Source organism: Nevskia sp. (genome assembly GCF_051860985.1).
Lineage (GTDB): Bacteria > Pseudomonadota > Gammaproteobacteria > Nevskiales > Nevskiaceae > Nevskia.
Map to the genome: position 1 here is coordinate 128355 of NZ_JBIMKV010000003.1, position 24364 is coordinate 152718.

Below are 24364 nucleotides of genomic sequence, written 5' to 3' on the forward strand. Positions count from 1 at the left end.
GTCGTCGCCAGCGCTCACGGCGGTCCCGCCTCGTCGATCGTCAGCTGCGCCGGCAGGTCGTTGCCGAACACGTCCGGGTCGTACATCGCTTCGACGTGCGGCGCCGGCACGGTGAAACGGCCGCTCGCCACCGCCTGCCCGACCCAGTACAGCCGGTAGCTGCCGGCCGCCAGTTCATCGGCGAACCAGCGCGCCGCATCGAAGCGCAGTTCGCGGTGATAGAACGGATACGGGCAGGCCGAGCCGGGCGGCTCGGTGTCCTCGGCGGCCAGCCCGCTGGCGGTCGCCAGATCGGGATTGACCGGCTCCAGCCCGCCGGGCAGCGGATCGTCGACCACCACCTGGCGACGCGCGGCCGGCGTGCTGACGGTCAGCTCCACGCGCACCAGGTCGCCGCGCCGGATCGCCATCGGCGCTGCCAGCGGCTGCCAGGCCTTGTCGCGATAGACCGCGTACTGCCGCTTCAGGCTGAAGCCAGCCTGGGCGGCACGGGCCTGCTCGTCGGATTCGACATAGCGCACGCGGGCGGTGAAGTAGCCGCGCCCCTGCCCGGTGTGACGCAATTCCAGCGTGCTGTCGCGGCCGATGTCGGCAGCCACGATCGGCCGCGTTGCCGTCGCCGGCGCATCGCGCGGGGTGGTGAACGCCGCCTTGCCGAACGGCTGGCCATCGAGCAGCGCTTCCAGGGTCATGGCCGGGGCCGCCGATTCGTAGCGCCGGGCATAGGCTTCCAGCGCGCTGGCGCAGAACACGTTTTCCTGCGTGTTCTGCCAGTGCTCGCGGCCGCCGCGCGCCGCCGTGATGGCGCGGACCAGCGTCGCCGGCAGCTCGCGGGTGCTGGCGTCGGCATCGATGCGGTCATCGCCGACCGACACCAGCGCCGCCAGCGCCGCGCAGTTCGAACGCAGCTCGGAACCGAGCAGCGGCTCCCAGGCGCGATCATCGGTCTCCCGCAGCAGCCGGCTGCCGGCGCTCTGCTGGCCGCGCGCCAGCAGCAGGTCCAGCGCCTGCCGGGTCTGGGCATCGGCACCATCAACGCGTCGCGCGGCATCCAGGTATAGCGCCTGCCCGAACAACCCCATGCGCGGCAGCGCCGGCGCCAGCCGGTCCAGCTCGGCCAGGCTCAGCTTGCCGCGCCGCGCCTGCACCGCCAGCACCATGCTGCGCAGGCTGGCGCTGGCCTCTGCATCGAGGCCCGGCGCGTCCTTCTTCAACAGGCCGTCGAGATAGCCGTCGAGCTTGCGCTGCACGGCAGCCGGCGGCTGCAGGCCGGCCTCGCGCAGCCACTCGAAGGCCAGCGCCGTGTACGCCGACAGGTACGGACTGGCGTGACGGTCGTCGGCCTGCCAGAACGCCATGCCGCCGTTCGGTGCCTGGAAGCTGGCCGCCTCGCTGAACAGGGCTTCGGTGCTGGCGGCCGGGTCCGGCCATTGCAGCGCCGGGTCCAGCCAGGGCTTGAGCCGGCTGTACTGGGCGGCCATCACGCCGCGCGTGAGCCGTTGTTCCCAGCATTGGTACGGGTAATCACGCAGGTAGCGGAAGGCCCCGTCGAGCGGCCCGAGCACGCTCGGCGTGAACTGCACGGCGATCTCGCCGCCCGGCAGGCTGCCCGCCGGCACCCGCAGCGGCAGCCGGTACGGCGGCCCGTCGAGCACGCCGAAATCAGCGGCGGTGACGGTGGCCCGCCGCGGCCGCACCGGCAGCGTGACGCTCAGCGCATCGCGATCGGCCGAATCACCGGCGGTTGCCGTGAAGCGGATGTCGCCCGCCACGTTGCCGGTGAGCGCGCTGTCGACATCGACGAACACGGTCTGGCGCTCGAAGGCCGCCAGCGTCACCGACTGCGTGTGCCGGGCGCGGGCGGCACCGCTCGCTTCCAGCGTCACGGCGAGCGTGCGCGGCCGGCTGGCGCGGTTGAGCACCGAGAAGCCGGCGCGGAAGCGATCGCCATCGACCACCTGGTTCGGCAGCAGCGAGCGCAGCTCGGTGTCCTTGGTGGCGATCAGCCGTCCGCTGCCCAGCCCGAAGCGGTCATCCGGCGTCACCGCCAGCACCAGCACCTTCCAGGCGGTGAGGTTGTCCGGCAGCACGAAGTCGAACGTCGCACGGCCCTGGCCGTCAACCTTCAGCGACGGATTCCAGTAGGCGACAAAGCGATCGACCGAACGCAGGCTCAGATCCGCCCCGCCATCGCCGCCCGGCGTAGCACCCTTCTTCTCGAACTTCTGCCGGCCGACCAGCCGGGTCAGCAGGCTGTAGTTGGCGAGATCGAGCGAATCGAGCCGGTTGAAGCCGCGATACGGATCGAAGTAGGCGGCGCCGTCGCGGATCAGGTCGAACACCGCTTCGTCGACCACCGCCACCGCCAGCTCTATCGGCTGGCTGCTGGCGGCTACCGGTCGCGCCTGCAGCGTCAGCTTCGCCCGGTCGCGCGGCCGGTAGCGCTCGCGATCGGCGCTGACGCCGACGTCAATGCGCTGGTAGGGATCGTCGACCGCGATCGCGGCATAGCCCATGCGGAACGTCGGCTTGCCGAGATCGACATCGCCATCCGGCGGCGGGCTGGCGACTCGCGGCGACTGCACCACCACCGACAGGTAGAAGCCCGGCAGGTGATCCGGTGTGATCTTGATCTCGATCACCGGCGTCGAGCCGTCCAGTACCTGCGTGTGCTTGTCGATGACGCCGAAGCGTTCGGTGGTGACCAGCGCCGTGGCGCCGGGATACGGGTTCTTGACCAGCACCCGGGCGGTGTCGCCGACCTTGTAGGTCTTGCGATCGGCTTCCAGGCTCAGGCCGAAGTCGTCGGCGTCTTCCCACAGGAAGCGGTTCTTGCCGGCCGCCCATTTCCAGGCCGAGCTGCGATGCAGGCGGTTGCGGCTGTCGCGCACCATCGCCGTGATCCGGTACTGGCCACCGGCGTCGGGCGTGAACGCGCAGCGCTCCGGCGCTGCCGCCGAGCGGCCCTTGCAGGTCGCCACCGTGACCCAGCTTTCGCTGTAGCGCGATACATAGGCATTGCCGACATCCTTGACCTTGGCGACCTTGACCTCGCGCCGTTCGACCCTGACATAGCGCGGCGCGCCCGCCGCCGGCCGGCCTTCGGCATCGACGACCAGCGTCGCCACCGATGCCGGCTTGCCCTGCTCCAGCAGCCAGTCGGTCGATTTCAGGCCGATGTAGCGGTCGCGGCCGGCGTACGGCACGGAGGCCGTCGCGGCGATCGCGCGGCCGCGATCGTCGCGCACGCTGGCCTCCACGCGCACTGCGCCCCAGTCGATCTCGCTGTCCGGAGCCGGCAGCTCGGCGCTGAACTCGCCGGCGGCGTTGGTCAGGTCGCGCTTCTCGGCGATGCCACGGCTGCCGCGCGCCTCGTTGCCGGTCTCGTCGTCGAACAGGAAGCCGCTGGCGGCCGGGTCGGCGCTGCTGAACGGCTGGGCGTCGATTCGGGCGCTGAGCTGCGCCGGCGCACCGGTGAAACCGCCGCCGGCATGCAGGCTGGCACGCAAGCCGGCGGTGAACGGCTGCCCCGGCGTGACCCGGGCGGCGCGGATGTCGACCGCCAGCCGGAACGGCGCCGGCGTGAAATCCGAGACCAGCACCTGCATCGGATACAGGGTTTCCGAGCGCAGGTCGGCATCGCCGCTGCGTTTGCCCGGCACTCGGGCGAAGCTGGCCTCCAGCTCGAAGCGATACCAGCCGACGGCGCCCTGCCGGGGCACGGTGAAGCTGCCGTCGAGCGCACCGAAATCGGACAGCGTCAGCCCGTCCTGCTGGTGCACGACCTGATCGGCCGGGTCGAGCACCTTGAGCTGGTACGGCCCGCGTTCCGGCAGCCGCAGCCCGCGGCGGTCGTCGTTGCGCACGTACAGCTTGTACTGGACCACGTCGCCGGCCCGGTAGACGCCCTGGGCGGTCGTCCCCCAGGCCTTCAGGTGACCATGCCGCTGCTGGCGGCCGGCGTAGACCGAATAGCCGGATGCCCGGTAGGTGTCGACCGAAAAGCTGTCGGTCAGCGGCAGCACGGCCAGATCGCCGCCCTTGACCACCCGCACCGCCAGCGGCGCCTTGGCGTCCCAGCCGGTGTATTCGAGCAGCGGGTCGACATCGGCCGCACCCGGCAGCACCGCCATGCCGGCGGCGTCGGTGCGCACGCTCGGCTGCTCGGCCGCCTGCGGCGCCCAGGTCGGCGGCCGGGCGACGAACAGCGCGACCTCGGCATTGGCCACCGGCTTGCCGGTCGCGAATTCGGTGACCCAGACCAGCGTGTCGTAATGGCCGAACTTGGCGTGCACCTGCCACGGCGTGACCTGGGCGAACAGCGGTTCGCCCGGCCGCTGCTTCGTGTAGGCGCGCACCGGCGGAGCGCTGCGCAGCCAGCCGTCGACGATGCCGCTGCGGCCGTCGAGCAGCGCACGGATATCCAGCGGCATCGCGAAGGCGATGTCCTTGGCCGCCGCCACCGGCCGCGTGGCCGGCGGCAATTCGCGCACGCCGTCCGCGGTGGTACGGGTCACGGCCAGTTCCAGCCGGTCGAGATTGGTCACCACGGCCGGCACTTCGGAATCGATTCCGGCCTCCAGCACCGCCTGCGGATGCGAAAAGCTCAGCGCCGGACTGCGGTGTGCGGTGCGGAAGCGCAGCTCGAACGGCGCCGGCAGGCTGCGGCCGAAGACATCGCGCAGGTCGCTGCCGCCGGCCACGGTGTAGGACTCCGCCGCTTTCAGCGTGAACGGCATGTTCAGCGCATAGCCATCGGCGCGACGGTTGTCGGTGCCGGCGTTCCAGCCACCGTAGGCATTGGCCCAGGGGTCGTAGTCGCTGCGGCCGCCCTTGGGGTCCGGGGCAATCGCCAGCCGGCGGCCGTTCTCGGCGGCAATCACCGGCGCGCTGAACACCAGCGCCGGCCCGAGCAGCGGATTGCAGGTTGCGGCGTCGGCCCGCTGCTGCATCAGTGCAGTGGCGCCGCCGCAGCGCAGGCCCAGCAGCCGGAACGGGCCGAAAGTGTGGAAACGCGCGCTGCCGTCGCTGTTGCCGCTGCCACGCTCCGGCCCGAAGGCCGACACCAGACCCGCACCGATACGCAGCTCGCCGTCGCGATCAGCCGGCAGTTCGGCGGCCGGCAGCAGCCACCAGCGCGACCTCGCCTCGCCGGCCGCCATGCCGTGCAGCGCTGGGACGTAGTACGGCGTCTCCTCATCGTCCGGCACCGCTTCGACGGTCACGGCGGCGCCGGCGATCCGCGCAGCCGCCGCCACCGACGCCGCCGTGACCGGCTGGTCGAACAGCGCCCGGATCACCGGCCGCGTCGGGCTGCGCCAGCCATCGATCGTCGCGTAGCGCAGGGCCGGCCGCGCCGTGCTGAACGTGTGGCGGACCGCGCGCGTCAGGCGCGCGCCGTCCTCGGTCTGCAAGCTCGCGGCAACGTCGATCTGATAGCGCGTCGCCGCGGTCAGCGCGGCGTCATCCGGCAGGTTGCAGGCCAGGTTCTGCGGGTCCAGCCAGCGCCATTCGCAGGGCAGCGCCGGCGTGATGATGACCGGCACCTCCTCGGCGCTGCGCGCCATCCGGCCGAGCGGCACCACGGCCCGGTCGAAGCTCAGCACGATCTGCTGCGATGACGGCTCGACCTCCTCGCCGGCCGGCGTGATTCGCAGCAGGTTCAGGCCATCCGCATGCAGCGCCGGCACCGCCAGCAGCACCAGCGCGGCGAGCAGCCGACGGGCAATCACGACTTCACCTTGATGCGCAGGAACTGCGCGCGGTCCGGCGTGCCGTAGGCCCGCACCTCGCGCAGGCCGCCCAAGCTCGGCCAGACGCGTTCCTGGTCGCTGGCCGTGCCGGCCGGCACCGGCTGCAGGCCGATGCGCATCAGCAGTTGGTCATCGAGCGGCGCATCGCCGAGCGCGGTGACGGTGAGCCAGTCGGCCTTGCCTTCGATGTAGACCACCTCGGTCGCACCGGGCGCGTAGCGGCAGCGGCGCGAGTAGCGCGAGCTTTCGCACTGCCACGGCGGCCCGAGCACCGCCGCGACTTCCGCCTCCGGGCGACCGGCGACCTCGGCAATGCGGAACAGCGGCGCACGGCTCGCCGGGTCCAGCGACTCGAAGGCGGCCGCGTAGTCATAGTCATCGCCCGCCTCGCGGCCGGCCCGCCCGGACCACCACAGCGCAGCAGCAACGGCGGCAATCAGGACCACGACGGCGGGCAGCGCATATCGGCGCATGGGACAACTCCACTGGCGGATGGTCGCGAGGATGGCAGCGATCACGGCGAAATGGGGCAGGTTTCGATCATGGCTTGAAATGACCACGACAGCGGTACCGGGCTCGCCCGGATCTGCACGTGGCGTTGACAGACTCGCCACTACGCTGCCGCTGCCGCGCACCGTTGCCGGCCGCCTTCAGGGGATGCGTCATGCCAAGCCGAACCCATTCGCCGATCCGTACCCGCGCCAAGATCTGGCTGGCGGCGGCTGCCCTGCTGCCGATCGCTGCTGTCGCCGGGCCGGTATTTACCGTCAACACAACGACTGCCGGCGACCAGCTTGCGCCGGACATCGCGAGCGACGGCAACGGCCATTACGTGATCACCTGGCAGGGCCCTGACGGCAATGGCAGCGGCGTCTTCGCGCGTCGCTATGCAGCGGATGGCAGCCCGCTTGGCGCCGAATTCGCAGTCAACACCAGCACGGCCGGCGAACAGACCGCCCCGAACGTCGCCTTCGATGCCAGCGGCCGTTTTGCAATCAGCTACACCTCGACGGCCGCCGATGGTCGTGCGCGGCTGGAAATCCGTCGCTACACGGCAGCAGGCGTCGCGATGGACCCGGTGCCGCGCCCGGTACCGGTGAGCTTCACGCGGCACGAACTGGCCATCGACGGTGGCGGCATCGCAATCTTCGCCGGCCTGTTTGAAGGCCCCGATGGGCGCACTGCTGTGCGCTTCCGTCGCTTCAGCTTCGACGGCGTCCCCGTCGGGCCTGAAGTTGCGGTGGAAGACGTCAACCCGTTCTTCCGTCGTCCGGCACCCGGCGTCTGTACCACCGCAGACGGTGCGTTCGCGCTCGTCTATACCCGCGCTGGTGGCGAAGGCGACCTGCGCCTGAAGCGCTATGCCGGCAACGGGGAGCTGCGCGGAACCACGGCGTTCGGCTGGCGCTCCGACGGGACGCCCGACCCGGTCCGTCTCGCCTGCCTGAGCGGCGGAGGCTACGTTAGCGCTCACACGCGCAGCGATCTCGGCAGTCTGCTGCAGGCCGGCGTCGTGATCACCCGCTTTGACGGCGACGGCTCCGTGCTCGGCGACTTCGAGGTCGACGACACCATCGATCTTCCCGGCATGGGCAACACTGCCAACGCTTCATCGCCAGCGCTGGCGGCCGATCCGGCTGGCGGCTTCGCCGTCGTCTGGAGCCATCTGGTGATCACCCGTGGCGACGACGAGAATCCGGAAGCATTCGACACGCGCCTGAAGGGGCGCCGCTACGCCGCCAGCGGTTCTCCGGCGTCGACGATCCTGCGCATCGACACACCGGCGCCGCCAAGCCGCGCATCCGCTCCGGCATTGGCCCTGAGCAGCCGCAACAGCGTTGCCACCTGGTTCGAAGGAGAGGTCACGCCGGTCGGCGCACTCAGCGCCCTCGACATACTGGCTCGGCAACTGCCCTAGGCCGATACCCGTCGGCGCGCTGCTGGTCGGATTGCCTCAGCGTGGCTGGTCCACGTGGCCGCCATGCGCCGCGATCTTCAGCGCCAGTTCCAGCGCCTGCTCGTAGTTCAGGCGCGGATCGACGGCGGAGCGGTAGGCGCGTTCGAGGTCGGTTTCGGTCAGGTCACGGGCACCGCCGAGGCATTCGGTGACGTCCTCGCCGGTCAGTTCCAGATGGACGCCGCCGAGCCGGGAGCCGCAGGCCGCGTGCACCGCGAACGAGGCTTCGACCTCGGCGAGGATGTCGTCGAAGCGCCGGGTCTTGAGGCCGTTGCCAGCGGTCTGGGTGTTGCCGTGCATCGGATCGCAGAGCCACAGCACCTCGTGGCCGGCGGCGCGCACCGCGTCGATCATCTTCGGCAGGCCGGACTCGACCTTGCCGGCACCGAGCCGGTGGATGAAGGTCAGCCGGCCCGGCTCCTTGTCCGGGTTCAGCAGGCGGCAGAGCTCCTGCACCCATTCGGCACTCATCGACACGCCGAGCTTGACCGCGATCGGATTGCGGATGCCGCGCATGTATTCGACATGCGCGCCGTCGACGGCCGCCGTGCGCAGGCCGATCCACGGCAGGTGCGTCGACAGGTTGTACCAGCCGGTCTTGCGCGGCACGGTGCGGGTCTGCGCGGCCTCGGCAGCCAGCAGCAGCGCTTCGTGCGAGGTGTAGAACTCCACGCGGTTGAACTCGTGGATGGTCTGGCCGGCCAGCGTTTCCATGAACTTGACCGACTCGGTGATCGCTTCGACGCGCTTGGAGTACTGCTCGGCCAGCGGCGCGTGATGGACCCAGTCGAGGTCCCAGTACTCCGGGTGATGCAGATCGGCGAAGCCGCCGTCGATCAGGCCGCGCACGAAGTTGATGGTCATCGCCGAGCGCTTGTGGCCTTCCAGCAGCAGCCGCGGGTTCGGGATGCGGGCGTCGGCCGTGAATTCCGGCCGGTTGACGGTATCGCCGCGGTAGCACGGCAATGTGACGCCGTCCTTGGTCTCGACATCGGCCGAGCGCGGCTTGGCGTACTGGCCGGCGATGCGACCAACGCGGACCACCGGCATCTTCAGGCCGTGAACCATCACCAGGCTCATCTGCAGCAGCACCTTGAGCCGGTTGGCGATCAGCGCCGATTCGCAGTCGGCAAAGCTTTCGGCGCAGTCCCCGCCCTGCAGCACGAAGCGCTTGCCGGCCTGGGCTTCGGCAAGGCGCGCTTTCAGCACATCCACTTCCCAGGACGTGACCAGCGGCGGCAGCCGACGCAGTTCGCCGAGCGCGGCTTCCAGCGCCGCGGCATCGGGGTAGTTCGGCTGCTGCACGGCAGGCTTCGCCTGCCAGGATTCAGGGGTCCAGGTCATCGTTCAGGTGCTGCCGGATCAGGGTTTTGGCGGGGGCGGATTATAGGCGGCGTGCTACGATGACCATCGACATGACCAACTCGCCGGAGCCGACCATGGACCGCAGTAGCACCGTCAGCGTTGCCGAAGCGAAAAGCCATCTGAGCGAGATCATTGCCCGCGTCGAAGCCGGCGATGAAGTGGTGATCACGCGGCGCGGCGTCGGCGTCGTGAAGCTGGTCGCGATGCCCGACGCCAAGCCGAAGAAGATCGACTGGGCCGCCATCCGCGCGTTCGCCGTGACCTTGCCGCAGGGCAGCATCGGCGCCGGCGAGGACATCCGCAACATGCGCGACGAAGAGCGCTACTGAGGCGGCCGTGCACTACATCGACACCAGCACCTTCGCCGAGGTGCTGCTCAACGACCCCGATCGCCTGATCGTCGAAGCGCTGTTCGTCCGCCTGCAACCGGACGGCCTGTGTACCAGCCGCTGGACGCAGGTGGAGATGTCCGGCGCCATCTCGCGCCGCGTGCGGGATGGCCGCCTGAACGTCGGCGCCGCCGAGCGCGTGCGCCATCTCTATGCCAGCGATATCGCGCGGAACGTCGAACTGCTGCCGATCACACCCGACTGCTTTTCGCTGGCCGACAGCCTGCTGGCCAAGGCGGAACTGGGGCTGCGCTCCGGCGACGCGCTGCATCTGGCGGCCGCATCAGTGAACAGGATCGACAGCTTCGTGACGCTCGACCGCAAGCTGCGCGGCATCGCCACTTCCCTCGGCTTCAAGACTCCGACCCCGTGACCCCAGTCCAGTGAATCAGGCGGATAAAAAAAACGGCGAACACACGCCGATGATGCAGCAGTACCTCGCGATCAAGTCACAGTATCCGGACACGCTGGTGCTGTACCGGATGGGCGATTTCTACGAGCTGTTCTACGAGGACGCGCGCAAAGCCGCGAAGCTGTTGAACATCACGCTGACCAAGCGTGGCGAGTCGAACGGCGCGCCGATCGCGATGGCCGGCGTGCCCTATCACCAGCTCGAAAACTACCTCGGCCGGCTGATCCGCCAGGGCGAGTCGGCGGCGATCGTCGAGCAGGTCGGCGAAGTCGGCGCCGAGAAAGGCCCGGTGCGGCGCGAAGTGGTGCGGGTGGTCACGCCGGGCACGGCCACTGACGATTCGCTGCTCGATTCCCGCGCCCAGACCCTGCTGGCGGCCGCCTGCGTCGGCGGCGGCAAGTTCGGGCTGGCCTGGCTGGAGCTGTCGTCCGGGCGCTTCTCGGTGCTGGAAACCATCAGTGCCGGCGACTGGCGTGCCGAGCTGCACCGCCTGCGCGCCTCCGAACTGCTGGTGCCGGAAGACTCGGCCTACGAACTCGGCGGCCTCGCTGGACGCGGCCGTCCGGTCTGGCATTTCGATGCCGCATCGGCCCGCCGTCTGCTGACCGAGCAGTTCGGCACCCGCGACCTGCGCGGCTTCGGCGCCGACGAAATGACCGTCGCACTCGGCGCCGCCGGTGCGCTGTTGCAGTACGTGCAGGAAACCCAGAAAGCCAAGGTTGGGCACCTGACCGGGCTGAGAGCAGAGACCATCGATGAAGCCCTGATTCTCGATCCGGCGACCCGGCGCAATCTGGAAATCGAGCACTCGCTGTCCGGCTCGACACCGCACACGCTGGTCGCGGTGCTCGACCACTGTGTGACCGCGATGGGCAGCCGCCAGCTGCGCCGCTGGCTGTCCCGGCCGTTGCGGGATCGCGACACCGTCGGAGCTCGCCACGACGCGGTGGCGCTGCTGATCGATGGCCGCGCCGATGCCGCGCTGCGCGAGGCGCTGAAGCCGATCGCCGACATCGAACGCATCCTCGCCCGTGTCGCCCTGCGCTCGGCGCGGCCGCGCGATCTGGCCGGGCTCGGCGCTTCGCTGGCCGCCCTGCCCGCGCTTGCCGGCAGCTTCGCGGCGATCGAATCGCCGCTGCTGGCCCAGCTGGCCGGCCGGCTAGGCGATCACCCGCAGCTGGCCGCCGAACTGGCGCGCGCGATCGTCGACGAACCACCGCTGCTGGCCCGCGAAGGCGGCGTGTTCCGGGCCGGCTTCGATGCGCAACTCGATGAGCTGCGCGCGCTGTCCTCGAATGCCGACGGCTATCTGGCCGCCATGGAGCTGCGCGAGCGCGAGCGCTCCGGCATCGACAGCCTGAAGGTCGGCTACAACCGCATCCAGGGTTACTTCATCGAGGTCACCAAGCAGCATTCGGCGCGGGTGCCGGCCGATTACATCCGCCGCCAGACGCTGACCAATGCCGAGCGCTACATCACCGAGGAACTCAAGCGTTACGAGGACCAGGTGCTCGGCGCCCGCGACAAGGCGCTGGCGCGCGAAAAGCAGCTCTACGATGCGCTGCTCGACCGCGTGGCCGCCGATCTGCCAACGCTGCAGGCAACCGCCGCCGCGATCGCCGAACTCGACGTGCTGGCCACCTTCGCCGAGCGCGCCGAAGCCCTGCGCTGGACCCGGCCGGCGCTGGTCGCCTCGCCAGGCATCCGCATCGATGGCGGCCGCCATCCGGTGGTCGAAACGACACTGGACGCGCCGTTCGTGCCCAACGACACGGTGCTCGATGACAGCAGAAGGCTGCTGGTCATCACCGGCCCGAACATGGGCGGCAAAAGCACCTACATGCGCCAGACCGCGCTGATTGTGCTGCTCGCCCATGCCGGCAGCTTCGTGCCGGCGGAGAACGCGGTGATCGGCCCGGTCGATCGCATCTTCACACGCATCGGTGCCGCCGATGACCTGGCACGGGCGCAGTCGACGTTCATGGTCGAGATGTCGGAAACCGCCAACATCCTGCACAACGCCACCGCCCACAGCCTGGTGCTGATGGACGAGGTCGGCCGCGGCACCTCGACCTACGACGGCCTGGCACTGGCCCGCGCCTCGGCCGAGCATCTGGCGACGACATCCAGGGCCTGGACGCTGTTCGCGACCCATTACTTCGAGCTGACCGAGCTGGCCCGCGAACTGCCCGGCGTGGTCAACGTGCATCTGGATGCCGCCGAGTACGCCTCAGCGGCCGGCGAACAGCTGGTGTTCCTGCACAAGGTGCAGCCGGGGCCGGCCAATCGCTCCTACGGGCTGCAGGTCGCAGCACTCGCCGGCGTGCCGGCGGCGGTGATCGCCCGGGCCCGCACCGTACTGAACGCGCTGGAAGCCGGCGCGGCGGCCGAGGTCAGCGCCGCAAAGGCCGCGACGCCGGCTGCGAAGAAGGCCGCCGCGCCGCAGCTGGCGCTGTTCGCGGCCCCCGAGTCGCCGGCCTTGGCCCTGCTCGACACGCTCGACCCGGACGCTTTGAGCCCGCGCGATGCGCTCGAAGCGCTGTACCGACTCAAGAAGGCGCGCTGAACACCACGCCGCATGGGCCGGCGTACGGCGCTAGACGCCGGCGTCGCGCAGCAACAGCTTGACGATCGCCAGCAGGCTGAGCACGAACACCACGGTCAGCACGATGGCGACGATGATGAACACCATCGGCTTGCCGGCGGAGAAATCGCGTACCCGGTTCCGGTGGCTCTGCACGCCGAAGAACGAGGCGAGCACGCTGAGGATGGTGTCGATCAGCGACGGCGGCCGGACCGGCGGCGGTGTCGAAGGCGATTCGCTCACGTTCAGTAGTCCGCCAGCAACTTGTTGCTGAGCACCATGTCGGCGGCCGACTTGGCGCGGATGTCGTCGGCGATCAGCTTTTCCAGCTTGCCGCCGAGCAGCGGAATCGAGCAGCTGACATTCCAGCTGAAGGTGTTGCTGGCGTTCGGGCTGCCGCCGACCTTCATGTCGGCACTGATCTTCAGCGGCACACCCTTCAGCTCGATCTCCAGACGGCCGACGCCGGTCTTGAGATTCCAGGTGTCCTGCTGGATCACCGTGTTGTACTCGCCGAGGATCTTCTTCGCGAAGTCCGGCATCGGGATGTCGGACCGCTGCTGCGAACGGTGACGGATGCGGAAGCTGTCGCCCTTCAGCTCGCACTCCAGCACCTCGAAGTCCTTCACGCCATCGAGCGTCTGGTACTTGCGCTCGAAGTAGCCGCGGTCCGAATACATCTTCAGCACCGAGGCGGCAGGCTTGTTCAGCTGGTGGGTTTCATCGAATTTCATCGGGTCTCGTCTCGACAGGTGAACGGCAGATGGACGCTCAGGCGGCGTCCTTGATGGCGGCGAGCGTGCGGAACAGCGCAGCCCGGGCGTTGAGTTCGACATCCAGCGTGGCCAGCATGATGAACACGCCGCCGAGCCGGCGATGCAGGAACACGATCTCGCGCGGCGGCACACGGAAATAGCGCGACAGCGCATTGCGCGCCGCGACATTGGCGGCCCGCATCGGCAGCCGGCTCGCCCCCCAGCGGTATTCGCCGGCGGCGTTGCGCAGTTCCTTCGGCGTGCGCGGATCGTCGGCGGTGTTGAACGGCTCGGTAATCAGCTCGCACATGTCGAGGAAATCGTTCTTCACCTGATCCGGGAACTGTCCCTGCATCAGGCCGATGTCGATCGCACCTTTCAGCGCCCGTGGCCGGTCCTGAAGCGCCGCGCCAGCGACCAGTTCGCCATAGGCATCGATGAAGCCGCGTTCGAATTCGCGGGTGGCGCCGAAGTCCAGCAGCACGATCCGGTCGTCTTCCTCGCGCTCGCCAAGCCGGAACCGGTAGTTGCCGAAGTTCGGATCGCTCTGCACCACGCCCCAGTCAAAGAACTCCTCCAGGAACAGATCGAGGAAGGCGGCGCCGAAGCGGTTGCGGCGGGCCTGCGACAGCGCCATCAGCGCCGGATCGCGGACCGCGACGCCGCGCTCGTAGGTGGTGGTCAGCACTGCGTCGGCGGAGTACTCGCGCAGCACGCGCGGCACGACGAAGCGCGGGTCGTTCGCCAGCCGGCGCGCAAAGCCCTCGGTGAACTCGGCCTCGGCGCGGTAGTCGACCTCGCGCCGGAGCATGTCGCGAACCTCGGCGAAGGTCGGCTCCAGATCGATTTCCTTCGGCGCCAGCCGGGTCATCGCCAGCAGCCGCGACAGGGTGCGGATGTCGCTGTCGATCGAATCGGCGACGCCGGGATACTGGATCTTGACCACCAGCTCCAGGCCATCCGACTTGCGCAGCGCCCGGTGCGCCTGGCCGAGGCTGGCAGCGGCGATCGGATCAGGGTCCACCTCCAGCTCGGCCAGCTGCTTGCGGCCGAGGCTGCGTTCGAGCGCCGGGCCCACCACCTTCCAGTCGACCGGCGGCGTGTCGTCCTGCAGGCTGGCCAGCACTTCGACCGCTTCCTCGGGCAGGAAATACTGGCCGAACAGCGACATCATCTGGCCGGCCTTCATGACGCTGCCCTTGAGCTTGCCCAGCTCGTCGGCCAGCACCTGCGCCTGCTGGCGATAGAACGCCCGGTTGGCGTCGGTCTTCTCGACCTCGCCCCGGAAGATGTTCATCAGCGAATGGGCGACGATCTTGGTGCCGGCGCCGAAGCCGAGCTTGGTCAGCGCGATGTTGCGTTCGAACGGGCGGGTCTTCAGCGATGACAGGCTGGGCTTGTGCGGCGGCTTGTTCGAGGAATCGGAATCCATTGACCGGCAGGCAACCCTGGTGCGTTCTCGGTGAACAGTTGCGCATTCTACCGGCTGTCGGGCTTGTCTCCGGCGATCCCGAAACGCTCCATGCGCCGGTACAGCGCCTGCCGTGACAGGCCCAGAGACTGCGCCGCCCGGCTGACCATGCCGCCGGCCCTGGCCAGCGCAGCCAGCACCGCTTCCCGCGAAGGATCGTCGAGCGAGCGCGCCGCCGGCCGGGGCTGCACCTGCAGGCCGAGATCCGCCGGCTGGATCAGCGCCTCCCGGCACAGCAGCCGGGCGCGCTCCAGCACGTTCTTCAGCTCCCTAACATTGCCCGGCCAGCTGTGCTGGTGCAGCAGCTCGCGGGCCTCGGCGGACAGGCGCACGCCGCTGTCCTCGAGGAAGGCCTCGGCCAGCGCATCGACATCATCGATCCGTTCGGCAAGCGGCGGCAGCTGCAGTTCGATGACGTTAAGCCGGTAGTACAGGTCTTCGCGGAAGCGGCCGTCGCGGATCATCTGCGGCAGGTCCGAATTGGTCGCGCTCAGCACCCGCACGCGCGCCTTGCGGATGCGGTTCGAGCCGAGCCGCTGGTAGTCGCCGGTCTCCAGCACCCGCAGCAGCTTGACCTGCCCCGCCAGCGGCAGGTTGCCGATCTCATCCAGAAACAGCGTGCCGCCATCGGCCTGTTCGAAACGGCCTTCGCGGGCGCGCGTCGAACCGGTGTAGGCGCCGGCCTCCGCCCCGAACAGCTCGGCCTCGGCCAGTTCGCTCGGCAGCGCACCGCAGTTGACCGCCACGAACGGCCCGGCCTTGACCGCCGAATTGACGTGGATGATCTGGGCGATGCGCTCCTTGCCGGCGCCGTTCGGCCCGGTGATCAGCACCGGCGCGTTCGAGCGGGCGATCTGGCAGGCCATCGTCACCACTCGCTCGGTGGCATCGGCGGCATAGACCAGGCCGCAAAGATCGAAGCGCGCCGCCAGCTGCTCGCGCCTGCGGTTGCGCTCGGTGCGGCGGCGGCTGGCATCGCGGGACGCTTCCGCCAGCTCCAGCAGGTTTTCGACGGTGGCCAGCAGCTTGGCATCGTCCCAGGGCTTGGCCAAGTAGTCCGCCGCGCCGGCCTTGACCAGTTCGACGGCCGTGGCCAGATCAGTCCAGGCGGTCAGCAAGATCACCGGCAGATCCGGGTTGCGGGCGCGGATGGCGTGGAACAGCGCCGCGCCTTCGGCACCGGAGGTGGTGTCGGCAGTGAAGTTCATGTCGGCCACCACCAGGCTGACCGGCGTGCGGCTCAGCAGCTCCAGCCCGACGTCCGGCGAGGCGGCCGTCAACGCCTGGATGTCGTGCAGCGAGAACAGCAGGCTCAGCGCCTCGCAGACCCCGGGGTTGTCGTCGATGATCAGGATGGTGCGCATGGCGATTCGGGCGCGGCGGCTGGTCGCCGTATTGTCGTCGAAGCCGCCCCACCGGCGCTCCTGATGGCAGCCATGCGGCTGTACCGGGGCTCAGGATGGAGGCCACGATGATCCGCGCAGCCGCCTTGTCCAAACTGTCAGATAAGCGTGGAAAATGCTGTCGTCAATTCGTCTTGACAAATTTCCGGCCGACGGGCCAACCTGCGGTCGCTTCGGTCATTCGGGGGCCGTCATTCCCGGATGCCAAGAGGGAATCCGGTGCGCTGGTCGACAGTCATTCCGGAGCTGCCCCCGCAACTGTAAGCGGTGAGTTCGCGTTCCACGCACGCCACGGGTGCCTCGGCATCGGGAAGGCCGCAACGCAACGACGACCCGCAAGCCAGGAGACCTGCCGACGCAAGAACAATAGTCCTCGGGCGGGGTGCACCGGCCGGACGCTTTCCCGATACTGGCGAACGCCAGCACCGGGGCGCGTTTGCCGGGCTGCTCGGGACAACAGTGCTGAGGGGACTCACCGTGCAGACATCACGCTCATCGACAACTGAATCCTTGCGACTCCGCGACACCGTCGCGCCCGACCTCTGGTCGCTGGTCTACCACAGCCAGTCGCGACGGCCGATGTCCGATGACGACCTCGCCGGTCTCCAGCGCGCCGCCGCCGAACGCAATCGCGCTGAAGGGCTGACCGGCCTGCTGATCTATGACAACGGCCGCTTCTTCCAGTGGCTCGAAGGCCCGGAGGAAGGCCTCGAAAAAGTCTGGCAGTCGATCCAGCGCGACCCTCGCCATGGCGCCATCGACCTGCTCGGCCGCACGCAGACGCCGGTGCGCTGCTTCGGCGAATGGGACATGAAGCTGTCGACCCGCAGCCTGACGCAGGAGAAGACCAACTCCGGCTTCATTCACCTGCCGCCGACGCTGATCGACACGCTGAACCGTCGCCCGCATGCCGCAGCCGAACTGCTGGCATCGATGGCGATCCGCTCGCCGGTGGTGATTGCCCGCGAGCCGCTGCTGGCCGCGTCCGGCGGCCGCTCACCCTCGCCGCGACCGAAGCACGATGTCCTCAAGAACGTCGTCGAATCGGTGCTGGTGCCGCAGCTCGCGGCCCTGCATGTCGACAGCGCCACGCTGCCGATCGTCGACCCGCGCATCGCCGAACTCGCCCGCCTGCTGGTCGCCACTGATCCGGAAAGCGGCCTGGCGCGGATGGCCGAGCTGCAGGCGCTGTCGCAGTCGATCAGCGTGCTGTGCCGCGATCTCTACGAGCCGCTGGCACGCAGCCTCGGCGATTTGTGGATCGACGATGACTGCACCGAGCTGGAGATGACCGTGGCGCTGTGCCGGGTGCAGTCGGCAATGCGCCAGTCGACCAGCGCTGCGCAACGGCTGCCGGTGGCGAATCTTCCGGCCGTACTGGTCACGCCACAGCCGGGCGAGCTGCATCGGCTTGGCGCCAGCCTCGACGCCGAAGTGCTGTGGCAGGCCGGCTGGAACACGCAGTACGAGGCACCCGCCACCGACGCAGCGCTCGAACAGCTGGTGGCCGACACCTGGTTCGATGCGCTCGACCTGTCGCTCAGCGCCTCGCTGCACCGCGAACAGTGGCTGCCGCGCATGGCGCAGACCATCCGCCAGGTTCGCGATGCCTCGCGCAATCCTCAGCTGGTGGTGGTGGTCGGCGGCCGGGTGTTCCACGAACGCGAGGAAACCGGCACCGACATCGGCGCCGACGCCGGCAACCGTTCGGCACCGCTGCTGGCGGCCAAGATCATGGCGTCGCTGAAGCGCTGAGCGGCGACCACGCCCTGCCAGCGGCTCAGCGCGAGGTCATCAGCCAGTGGTGCACGCGCTCGCTGAGCGCATCCAGCGGCAGCGCGCCACCGCCGAGCACCACATCGTGGAACTGGCGGATATCGAAGCGATCGCCAAGCGAGGCCTTCGCCTCCTCGCGCAGTGCCAGGATGCGTAGCTGGCCGAGCTTGTAGGCCAGCGCCTGGCCAGGCCAGGCGATGTAGCGATCGGTTTCCGACTGCAGGTCCGGTTCGTCGTCCGAGGAATGGGCGTGGAACCAGTCGACCATCTGCTGGCGCGTCCAGTGCTGGTCGTGCACGCCGGTATCGAGCACCAGGCGATTGGCGCGCAGCAGCTCGTCTGACAGGCGGCCGTAGTCGCTGAGCGGCTCGGTGTAGAAGCCGACGTCCTTGCCGAGCTGCTCCGAATACAGCGCCCAGCCCTCGACATAGGCCGTGTAGCCGCCCTGCTGCCGGAACGGCGGCAGCTCCGGCAAGGTCTGCGCGATCGACACCTGCATGTGATGGCCGGGCGAGCCTTCGTGGTAGGCGGTGGATTCGATGGTCAGCAGCGAGCGATGGGCGAAATCGCCGGTGTTCACATAGATCAGGCCGGGCCGCTTGCCGTCCGGCGAGCCTTGCAGGTACGACGCACCCGGCGCTTCCTGCTCGCGGTAGGCCTCGACCGCGCGCACCTGCACCGCCGACTTCGGCAGCAGGCCGAACAACTTCGGCAGCATCGGCGCCATCTGCGCGTTGTACTGCCGGTAGCGGTCGAGAATCTGTTCCGGCGAACTGGCGAAGGTGTCGCGATCCTGCTTCAGCGCCGCACGGAAGCTGGCCAGATCGTCATAGCCGAAGCGCCGTGCAATGGTCGTCTGCTCGGCCTCGATACGCGCCACTTCCTGGAGCCCCAGTTCGTGGATCGCCTTCGGGCTCAGGTCGGTGCTGGTCTGGCTGCGCACCAGATAGCGATACAGCGCGTCGCCGTTCGGCAGCGCCCAGATGCCGGGCTGCAGCCGCCCGTGCGGGGCGTAGTCGCGGCGGACGAACTGCGCCAGCCGCCGGTAGGCCGGACGCACCTTGCCGTCGATCGCGGCGACGATCGCCGCCTTGAGCCGGGCGCGATCGGCAGCCGCAATGCCCTCCGGCATCCGCGCCAGCGGCGACGCGAAAGCGCTGTCGAGCCCCGCCGGCCGGGCGATCGACTCGCACTGCACGGCCACCTTCTCGAGCAGGAACTTCGGCGGCACCAGCCCGGCGGCGAGACCGGCGCGCGACAGCGCGATCAGCTGTTCGATCTGCGCCGGCATCGCGTTCAGGCGCGCCAGCCAGTCTTCGTAGTGCCGCACGCTGTCGGTCGGCACCACGGCAGCGAACTGCGGGTATTGCAGCTGCGCGCCGTTGGTCTGGTCCAGCGGCATCAGGTTCAGCTTCAGCCGCAGGCTTTCCAGCGCATCGCGCAGCTGATCGATCATCAGCGTGCGGTTCAGCTGCTCGACCTCCGGAAAGTCGCGGCTGTCGATGGCCTCGAAGCGCGCCAGCCAGTTCGCCAGCGAGGCCTGCCGCGCGGCGCTGGCGGCCAGCGAGTTGTCGCTCCAGCGATCGTTGTAGCGGTCATCGCCCAGCACGGTCGCGAATTCCGGGCTTTGCCGCAGCGTGTCCTGCCACTGTTCCGCGAGCAGCTGGTCGAGCGCCTGCCGGCGGGCTTCCAGCGTCGGCGCCGGATCGGCGGCGCGTGCATCTGGAACACGCAGCCAGACGCTGCCGAGCAGCAGAAGCAGCACGGAAAGGACGCGGCGCGCACGGCAGGTCATCGGCTGGAGCATGGAATCAGATCAGGGTGGCGGGTGGCGTCAGACCGAGCGTGTCGCCATCGCCGGCGGCACCCGGGATGCGCGCCGCGCCGGCCCCAGCACGGCCAGCTGACCGAGCAGCCACAAGCTCAGGCAGCCGACCGGAACGTAGTACCACGGCATCGCCTGGGTCTGGTAGTGACGGATCAGCCAGACGTTGAAGCCGTAGGCCAGCGCCGTACCGAGCAGCAGCCCGATGCTGGTGATGACGAAGTTCTCGGCCAGGAAGTAGCGCAGGATCGCGCCGCGCGTCGCGCCCAGCGCACGCCGGGTGCCGATCTGCTTGGTCCGCTGCGTGACCCAGAAGCTGGCCATGCCGACGATGCCGAGCGCGGTGATGACCAGCAGCGAGGCGATCACCACACCGAGGATGATCATCATCGCCCGGTCACCGGCATAGGCCTCGGCGCGCACCTTCTCGAGCGTCTTGCCTTCGCGGACGATGCGGCTCGGATTGATCTCGGCCAGCTTCGCCTCGGCCGCCTTCATCACGGCATCGCGCTGTCCCGGCGCGGCACGGATGATGTAGCGGGTGAACGCGCCTTCGTTGATGACTTCCGGCAGCACGGTGGCGAATTCGACGACCTCCTCGTTGTGCACCCATGGCGCCTGCAGGCGGTCGATGACACCGATCACCGTCGAGGCCTCGGCCTCGGTGTCCAGCCACACGGTCTTGCCGACCGGGTCCTGCCCTGGCCACAGCTTGTGGCCGAGCGCGCGGCTGATGATGATCACCGGCGGCCAGCCTGCGGTCTTGCGGGTGCGCTCGCCGAGTTCCTCGGGCCGGTACGGCCGGCCAGCGATCAGCTGCGCGCCCATCGCCGTCAGTGCCTGGTCGTCGCTGAAATACATCGCCGAATAGGCCGACGACGTCTTCTGCTCGCGGGTCAGCGACAGCCCGGAACTCCAGCCGCCGTTGGTCATCGGCAGCGAGTTGATCGGCGCTGCCGCGACCACGCCGGGCAGCGCGCGCAGCATGGCCAGATCGTCGGCGATGGCGTTCTTCAGGTTGAAGTCGGCGCCGAAGCCGATCGAGGCAAGGATGAAGGTGTCGGCCTCGTTCATGCCGCTCGGGCGCTCCATCAGCGCCGCGCGCTCGCTGATGATGAACAGGCTGTTGCAGACGATCGCCAGGGTCAGCGCGATCTGCAGGCCCAGCAGCACCAGCGCCACGCGGGAGCGCATCAGCGCCGACAGGATCGGTCGAAGTTCCATACGCGTTCTCCTTACTGGGTCTTGAGCTGGGAAGCCGGCTGCACGCGGCAGGCGCGCCAGGTCGGGAACAGCCCGGCCAGCGTGGCCGACAGCACTGACAGCAGCAGGGTCACGGCAACCATCGTCCAGTCCAGTTCGGTGATGGTCTTGAACTCGCTGTACAGCGCGCGCACGCCCATCAGGCCGAGGCCGGTCAGCGCCAGGCCGACCAGACCGCCGCTGATGCCGACCACGCCGGCTTCGACGAGATGCTGCAGGAACAGCTGGCGGCGGCTGGCACCGAGCGCCCGGCGCAGGCCGATCTCGCCGCTCTTGCGCATGAACTTGGCCAGCAGCAGGCCTACGGTATTGACCAGGCAGACGGCCAGGAACGCAAAGGCCAGCCCGACCTGGATCTCGACGTCGCGCGACACCACCTCCTGCAGCGCGAGCCATTCGTTGACGTCTGGCAGCAGCGTCGCCAGCGGGCGCTCGAAACGGCCCAGCTTCTTCTGCTCCATCACGTAGGCATCGAGAAAGCGCTTGTACTCCGCTTGCCGCGCCGGGCTGTCGAGCTGCACCCAGAACTGGATCCAGATGCAGTCGGAGGCCAGATAGCCTTCCCAGCTCGGCGCCGGCGCCTTGAAGCAGCTGTTGTTACCGGACGATTGCACGCGCAGGTCGATCGCCGTGGTGAACGGAATGAAGGCTTCCTCGGGGTCGGTCAGCGCGCCGACCGTCAGGTCGAAGTACTTGACCCTCGGCTGCCAGCGGTCGAGCACACCGACCACGGTGTAGTCGACGCCATCGAAGCGCACCGTCCGGCCGGTGGAGTCGGCGCCGCCGAACAGCTTTTCGTTGGTGGACTCGGTCAGCACCGTGACCCGCGCCCGCGCCTCGTCCTGCTCGCGGCTCCACGGCCCGCCGTAGCGGAACGGTGGTTCGAACATCGGGAAGAAGTCGCTGTAGGTTGCCCGGCCAAGCGCCAGGTAGGGCTTGATCTCCGGCCCGCCGTCGTCGCCGGCCGGCTGCACCGGCAGCACCACCTTGTACATCGCCACCTGCCGATCGGCCTTGCCAGCCGCCATCAGCGCCGTGGCGTCGAGATAGGTCAGCTGGTCCGGCAGCCGGCCCTTTTCCTCGTCATAGGCCTGGTTGATGTCCCAGTTGTCGAGCTGCACGACGTGCAGCCGGTCGGACTTCCACGGAATCGGGTCGCTGCCCATCAGGTGGAACACCGTCAGGCTGGTCATGCTGGCGGCGATGCCGAGCGCGATGCCGAACACCATCAGCGCCGTCAGCACCGGGTTGCGGCGCAGGCTGCGGAGGCCCAGGTTGAGGTAATAGCCGAACATGGTCGTGCGCCCCCTGCCCGCTCAGGCCTGGGCCGCTTGCAGCGGCGGCGCGCCGACGTTGCGCAGCCGGGGCTCGGCCTGGATGTCGACCACCTGGCCGTCGATCACGTGGACATTGCGCTGCGCGCGGGCGGCCAGCTCGGGATCGTGGGTGACCATGATGATGGTCGCGCCCTCGGCATGAAGCTCCTCCAGCAGCTGCATGACGCCGCGCGCCATCTGGGTGTCGAGATTGCCGGTCGGCTCGTCGGCCAGCAGGATCTTCGGCGAACCGGCCAGCGCCCGGGCAATCGCGACGCGCTGCTGCTGACCGCCGGACAGCTCCGACGGATAGTGCTTCATGCGCGCCGACAGGCCGACGCGGCTCAGCGCCTGCTCGATGCGCCGGCGGCGCTCGGCGGCGTTGAAGCCCCGATAGCGCAGCGGCACGTCGACGTTGTCGAACAGGTTCAGGTCCGGGATCAGGTTGAAACCCTGGAAGATGAAGCCGATCTTCTCGTTGCGCAGCCGCGAGCGCGCCGCGTCGTTCATGCCGCGCACGTCGACGCCGTCGAGGAAGTATTCGCCGCCGCTGAATTCCTCGAGCAGGCCGGCGATGTTCAGGAAGGTGGTCTTGCCCGAGCCGCTCGGGCCGGTCACGGCAACGAACTCACCGTTCTTCACATGGATCGAGAAATCGCGCAGCGCATGCGTTTCGATCAGGTGCGTGCGGTAGACCTTGGACAGGTGGTGCATCTTCAGCATGGCTGCGACCTCGGGTGAATCATCGTCGGGAATCGGGCCGCCGCAGCGGCGGCGGCGATCAGGGACACGGCAGTCGCCGCGCGGCTCAATGCAGCACCACGCGCTGCGCGCCGTTGAATTCGTCGGTGCCGGAAATCACGATCCGGTCGCCGGCCTCGAGACCGGACAGGATCTCGACCTGGTTCAGGCTGCTGGCGCCGGTCTCGATGCTGACCCGCTCGGCGACATCGCCACGGATCACGTAGGCCACCCGCCCGCCACCGGCGTCGATGAACGGGCCCCGGTGGACGGTCAGCACGTTCTTGCGTTCGTCGAGCAGTACCCGCGCCGACAGCCGCTGGTTCTGGCGCAGGCCCTCCGGCACGGCGTCGGCGAAGCGCACGCGGGCCGCCACCTGGCCGGCCACCACTTCCGGCGAGACGGCGCTGATCTCGCCCGGCCAGGGCCGGCCGCCGTGATTGATCTGCGCCGGCATGCCCGGCGCCAGTTCGCGGGCGAAGCTTTCCGGCACCTTGATCTCCAGCTCCAGGCGGCTCAGGTCGACGACGGTCAACAGCGGCGCATCGCGCGCCACGCTGGCCCGCTCGGCCACCAGCAGCTGGCCGACCTGCCCGGACACCGGCGCGCGCAGCGCCAGCGCCTCGACCTGGCGCGCCAGATCGGCCACCAGCAGCTGCTGGCGATCGCGCGCCAGCTTCTTAGACTCGATATCGAAACGGATCTGTTCCGGCTCCAGCGCCAGGTCCTCGCGCGCCCGGCTCAGCGCGAACTCGGCCTTTTCCAGCGCGTCCTCGTTGCGCAGCACCTGCAGTTCCGAATACGCGCCCTGTTCGAAAGCCTTGCGGCTGCGCTCGACCTCGCGGGCCGCCGTCTTGCGGTCGACCTCGGCGCGATCGACCGCTTCCTGCACGGTCATCTGCTGGCGGCGCGCGGCCAGCTTGGCGCGCTGCCAGTCGATGTCCAGCGCCGCCAGCTGGGCCCGCTCCTGGGCCAGCCGGTTGCTCAGCTCCGGGCTGTCGATGATCGCCAGCACCGCGTCGCGCTCGACCCGGTCGCCGGCCTGCACCTTGAGCGCCACGGTGCCGGCGGCGGCGGCGTACAGCGTCGGGCTGACCGCCGCCACCACGCGGCCATCCGCGGCGATGTCGCGGACGAAATCGCCGCGCGCCACGGTGGCCACGTTCAGCCGCGCCAGCGTCGCCGTCGCCTCGGCGGACAGCGTCCGCCGGGCCGTCGGCACCGCCCAGGCCAGCAGCAGCACGACCAGCAGGCCGGCCACGATCCACGGCAGCCGGCGGCGCCAGCCGGGCGCGGCGGCGATCACCCGATCCTGGGCGGCAGTGTCACGAAACATGAGGGGGCTCCCGGCCGG

Annotated in this window: 17 protein-coding genes and 1 riboswitch; of the genes, 5 read left to right on the plus strand and 12 right to left on the minus strand. The window is 69.2% G+C overall.

All coding sequences use genetic code 11. The features are described 5' to 3' along the window. Nucleotides 1–14 precede the first annotated feature (14 nt). Nucleotides 15–5732 carry an alpha-2-macroglobulin family protein gene (locus tag ACTIGJ_RS04240; protein WP_439639037.1) on the minus strand — a complete coding sequence of 1906 codons (5718 nt, stop codon included), beginning with the start codon at nt 5730–5732 and terminating at the stop codon, nt 15–17. Further along, nucleotides 5729–6226 carry a hypothetical protein gene (locus ACTIGJ_RS04245; RefSeq protein ID WP_439639038.1) on the minus strand — a complete coding sequence of 166 codons (498 nt, stop codon included), beginning with the start codon at nt 6224–6226 and terminating at the stop codon, nt 5729–5731. The genes ACTIGJ_RS04240 and ACTIGJ_RS04245 overlap by 4 nt, the downstream gene beginning before the upstream one ends. Nucleotides 6227–6390: 164 nt before the next feature. Here ACTIGJ_RS04245 and ACTIGJ_RS04250 point away from each other — a divergent pair, with 164 nt between their 5' ends. Further along, nucleotides 6391–7671, plus strand: coding sequence for a hypothetical protein (locus tag ACTIGJ_RS04250; RefSeq protein ID WP_439639039.1), 1281 nt, complete (start codon nt 6391–6393; stop codon nt 7669–7671). Nucleotides 7672–7707: 36 nt separating this feature from the next. Here the strand turns inward: ACTIGJ_RS04250 and ACTIGJ_RS04255 are convergent, their stop codons facing one another. Next, the gene (locus tag ACTIGJ_RS04255) at nt 7708–9054 is read right to left on the minus strand and encodes a class II 3-deoxy-7-phosphoheptulonate synthase (RefSeq protein WP_439639040.1); all 1347 of its coding nucleotides are present in this window, start codon (nt 9052–9054) and stop codon (nt 7708–7710) included. 95 nt (nt 9055–9149) lie between these two features. Between ACTIGJ_RS04255 and ACTIGJ_RS04260 the strand changes: the two genes are divergently transcribed. Genes ACTIGJ_RS04260 through mutS form a run of 3 tightly spaced genes read left to right on the plus strand, consistent with a single transcriptional unit; the run spans nt 9150 to nt 12442 of the window. After that, nucleotides 9150–9404, plus strand: a complete 255-nt coding sequence (locus ACTIGJ_RS04260) for a type II toxin-antitoxin system Phd/YefM family antitoxin (protein ID WP_439639041.1) — start codon at nt 9150–9152, stop codon at nt 9402–9404. A gap of 7 nt (nt 9405–9411) precedes the next feature. Beyond that, nucleotides 9412–9837, plus strand: a complete 426-nt coding sequence (locus tag ACTIGJ_RS04265) for a type II toxin-antitoxin system VapC family toxin (protein WP_439639042.1) — start codon at nt 9412–9414, stop codon at nt 9835–9837. A 49-nt stretch (nt 9838–9886) separates the two neighbouring features. Further along, nucleotides 9887–12442: a DNA mismatch repair protein MutS gene (gene mutS / locus ACTIGJ_RS04270; protein WP_439639043.1), complete on the plus strand. Its 2556-nt coding sequence runs from the start codon at nt 9887–9889 to the stop codon at nt 12440–12442. A gap of 30 nt (nt 12443–12472) precedes the next feature. Here the strand turns inward: mutS and ACTIGJ_RS04275 are convergent, their stop codons facing one another. Genes ACTIGJ_RS04275 through ACTIGJ_RS04290 form a run of 4 tightly spaced genes read right to left on the minus strand, consistent with a single transcriptional unit; the run spans nt 12473 to nt 16050 of the window. Beyond that, on the minus strand, nt 12473–12703 hold the full coding sequence (locus ACTIGJ_RS04275) for a DUF2970 domain-containing protein (RefSeq protein ID WP_439639044.1): 231 nt from the start codon (nt 12701–12703) through the stop codon (nt 12473–12475). 2 nt (nt 12704–12705) lie between these two features. Next, complete coding sequence (locus tag ACTIGJ_RS04280; RefSeq protein WP_439639045.1) at nt 12706–13194, minus strand: DUF2505 domain-containing protein; 489 nt, start codon at nt 13192–13194, stop codon at nt 12706–12708. Nucleotides 13195–13231: 37 nt separating this feature from the next. Beyond that, a complete protein-coding gene (locus ACTIGJ_RS04285) occupies nt 13232–14647 on the minus strand; it encodes an ABC1 kinase family protein (protein ID WP_439639046.1) in 1416 nt (471 codons plus the stop codon). A 47-nt stretch (nt 14648–14694) separates the two neighbouring features. Beyond that, nucleotides 14695–16050, minus strand: coding sequence for a sigma-54-dependent transcriptional regulator (locus tag ACTIGJ_RS04290; protein ID WP_439639047.1), 1356 nt, complete (start codon nt 16048–16050; stop codon nt 14695–14697). A 196-nt stretch (nt 16051–16246) separates the two neighbouring features. Continuing rightward, a riboswitch (cobalamin riboswitch) is annotated at nt 16247–16460 on the plus strand. Between the two features lie 139 nt (nt 16461–16599). On the opposite strand from ACTIGJ_RS04290, the gene ACTIGJ_RS04295 reads away from it, so the two are divergent. Continuing rightward, nucleotides 16600–17844: a BLUF domain-containing protein gene (locus tag ACTIGJ_RS04295; RefSeq protein WP_439639048.1), complete on the plus strand. Its 1245-nt coding sequence runs from the start codon at nt 16600–16602 to the stop codon at nt 17842–17844. A 25-nt stretch (nt 17845–17869) separates the two neighbouring features. Here the strand turns inward: ACTIGJ_RS04295 and ACTIGJ_RS04300 are convergent, their stop codons facing one another. The 5 genes from ACTIGJ_RS04300 to ACTIGJ_RS04320 all read right to left on the minus strand — a co-directional run bounded on the left by ACTIGJ_RS04300 (nt 17870) and on the right by ACTIGJ_RS04320 (nt 24346). After that, on the minus strand, nt 17870–19672 hold the full coding sequence (locus ACTIGJ_RS04300; protein WP_439639049.1) for a DUF885 domain-containing protein: 1803 nt from the start codon (nt 19670–19672) through the stop codon (nt 17870–17872). A gap of 27 nt (nt 19673–19699) precedes the next feature. Beyond that, the gene (locus ACTIGJ_RS04305; RefSeq protein WP_439639050.1) at nt 19700–20914 is read right to left on the minus strand and encodes an ABC transporter permease; all 1215 of its coding nucleotides are present in this window, start codon (nt 20912–20914) and stop codon (nt 19700–19702) included. An 11-nt stretch (nt 20915–20925) separates the two neighbouring features. Next, entirely contained in the window at nt 20926–22248 is a 1323-nt protein-coding gene (locus ACTIGJ_RS04310) for an ABC transporter permease (protein ID WP_439639051.1), read from the minus strand. Between the two features lie 21 nt (nt 22249–22269). Then, nucleotides 22270–22992 carry an ABC transporter ATP-binding protein gene (locus ACTIGJ_RS04315; protein ID WP_439639052.1) on the minus strand — a complete coding sequence of 241 codons (723 nt, stop codon included), beginning with the start codon at nt 22990–22992 and terminating at the stop codon, nt 22270–22272. Nucleotides 22993–23077: 85 nt separating this feature from the next. Beyond that, nucleotides 23078–24346: an efflux RND transporter periplasmic adaptor subunit gene (locus tag ACTIGJ_RS04320; RefSeq protein ID WP_439639053.1), complete on the minus strand. Its 1269-nt coding sequence runs from the start codon at nt 24344–24346 to the stop codon at nt 23078–23080. Between the last annotated feature and the right edge of the window lie 18 nt (nt 24347–24364).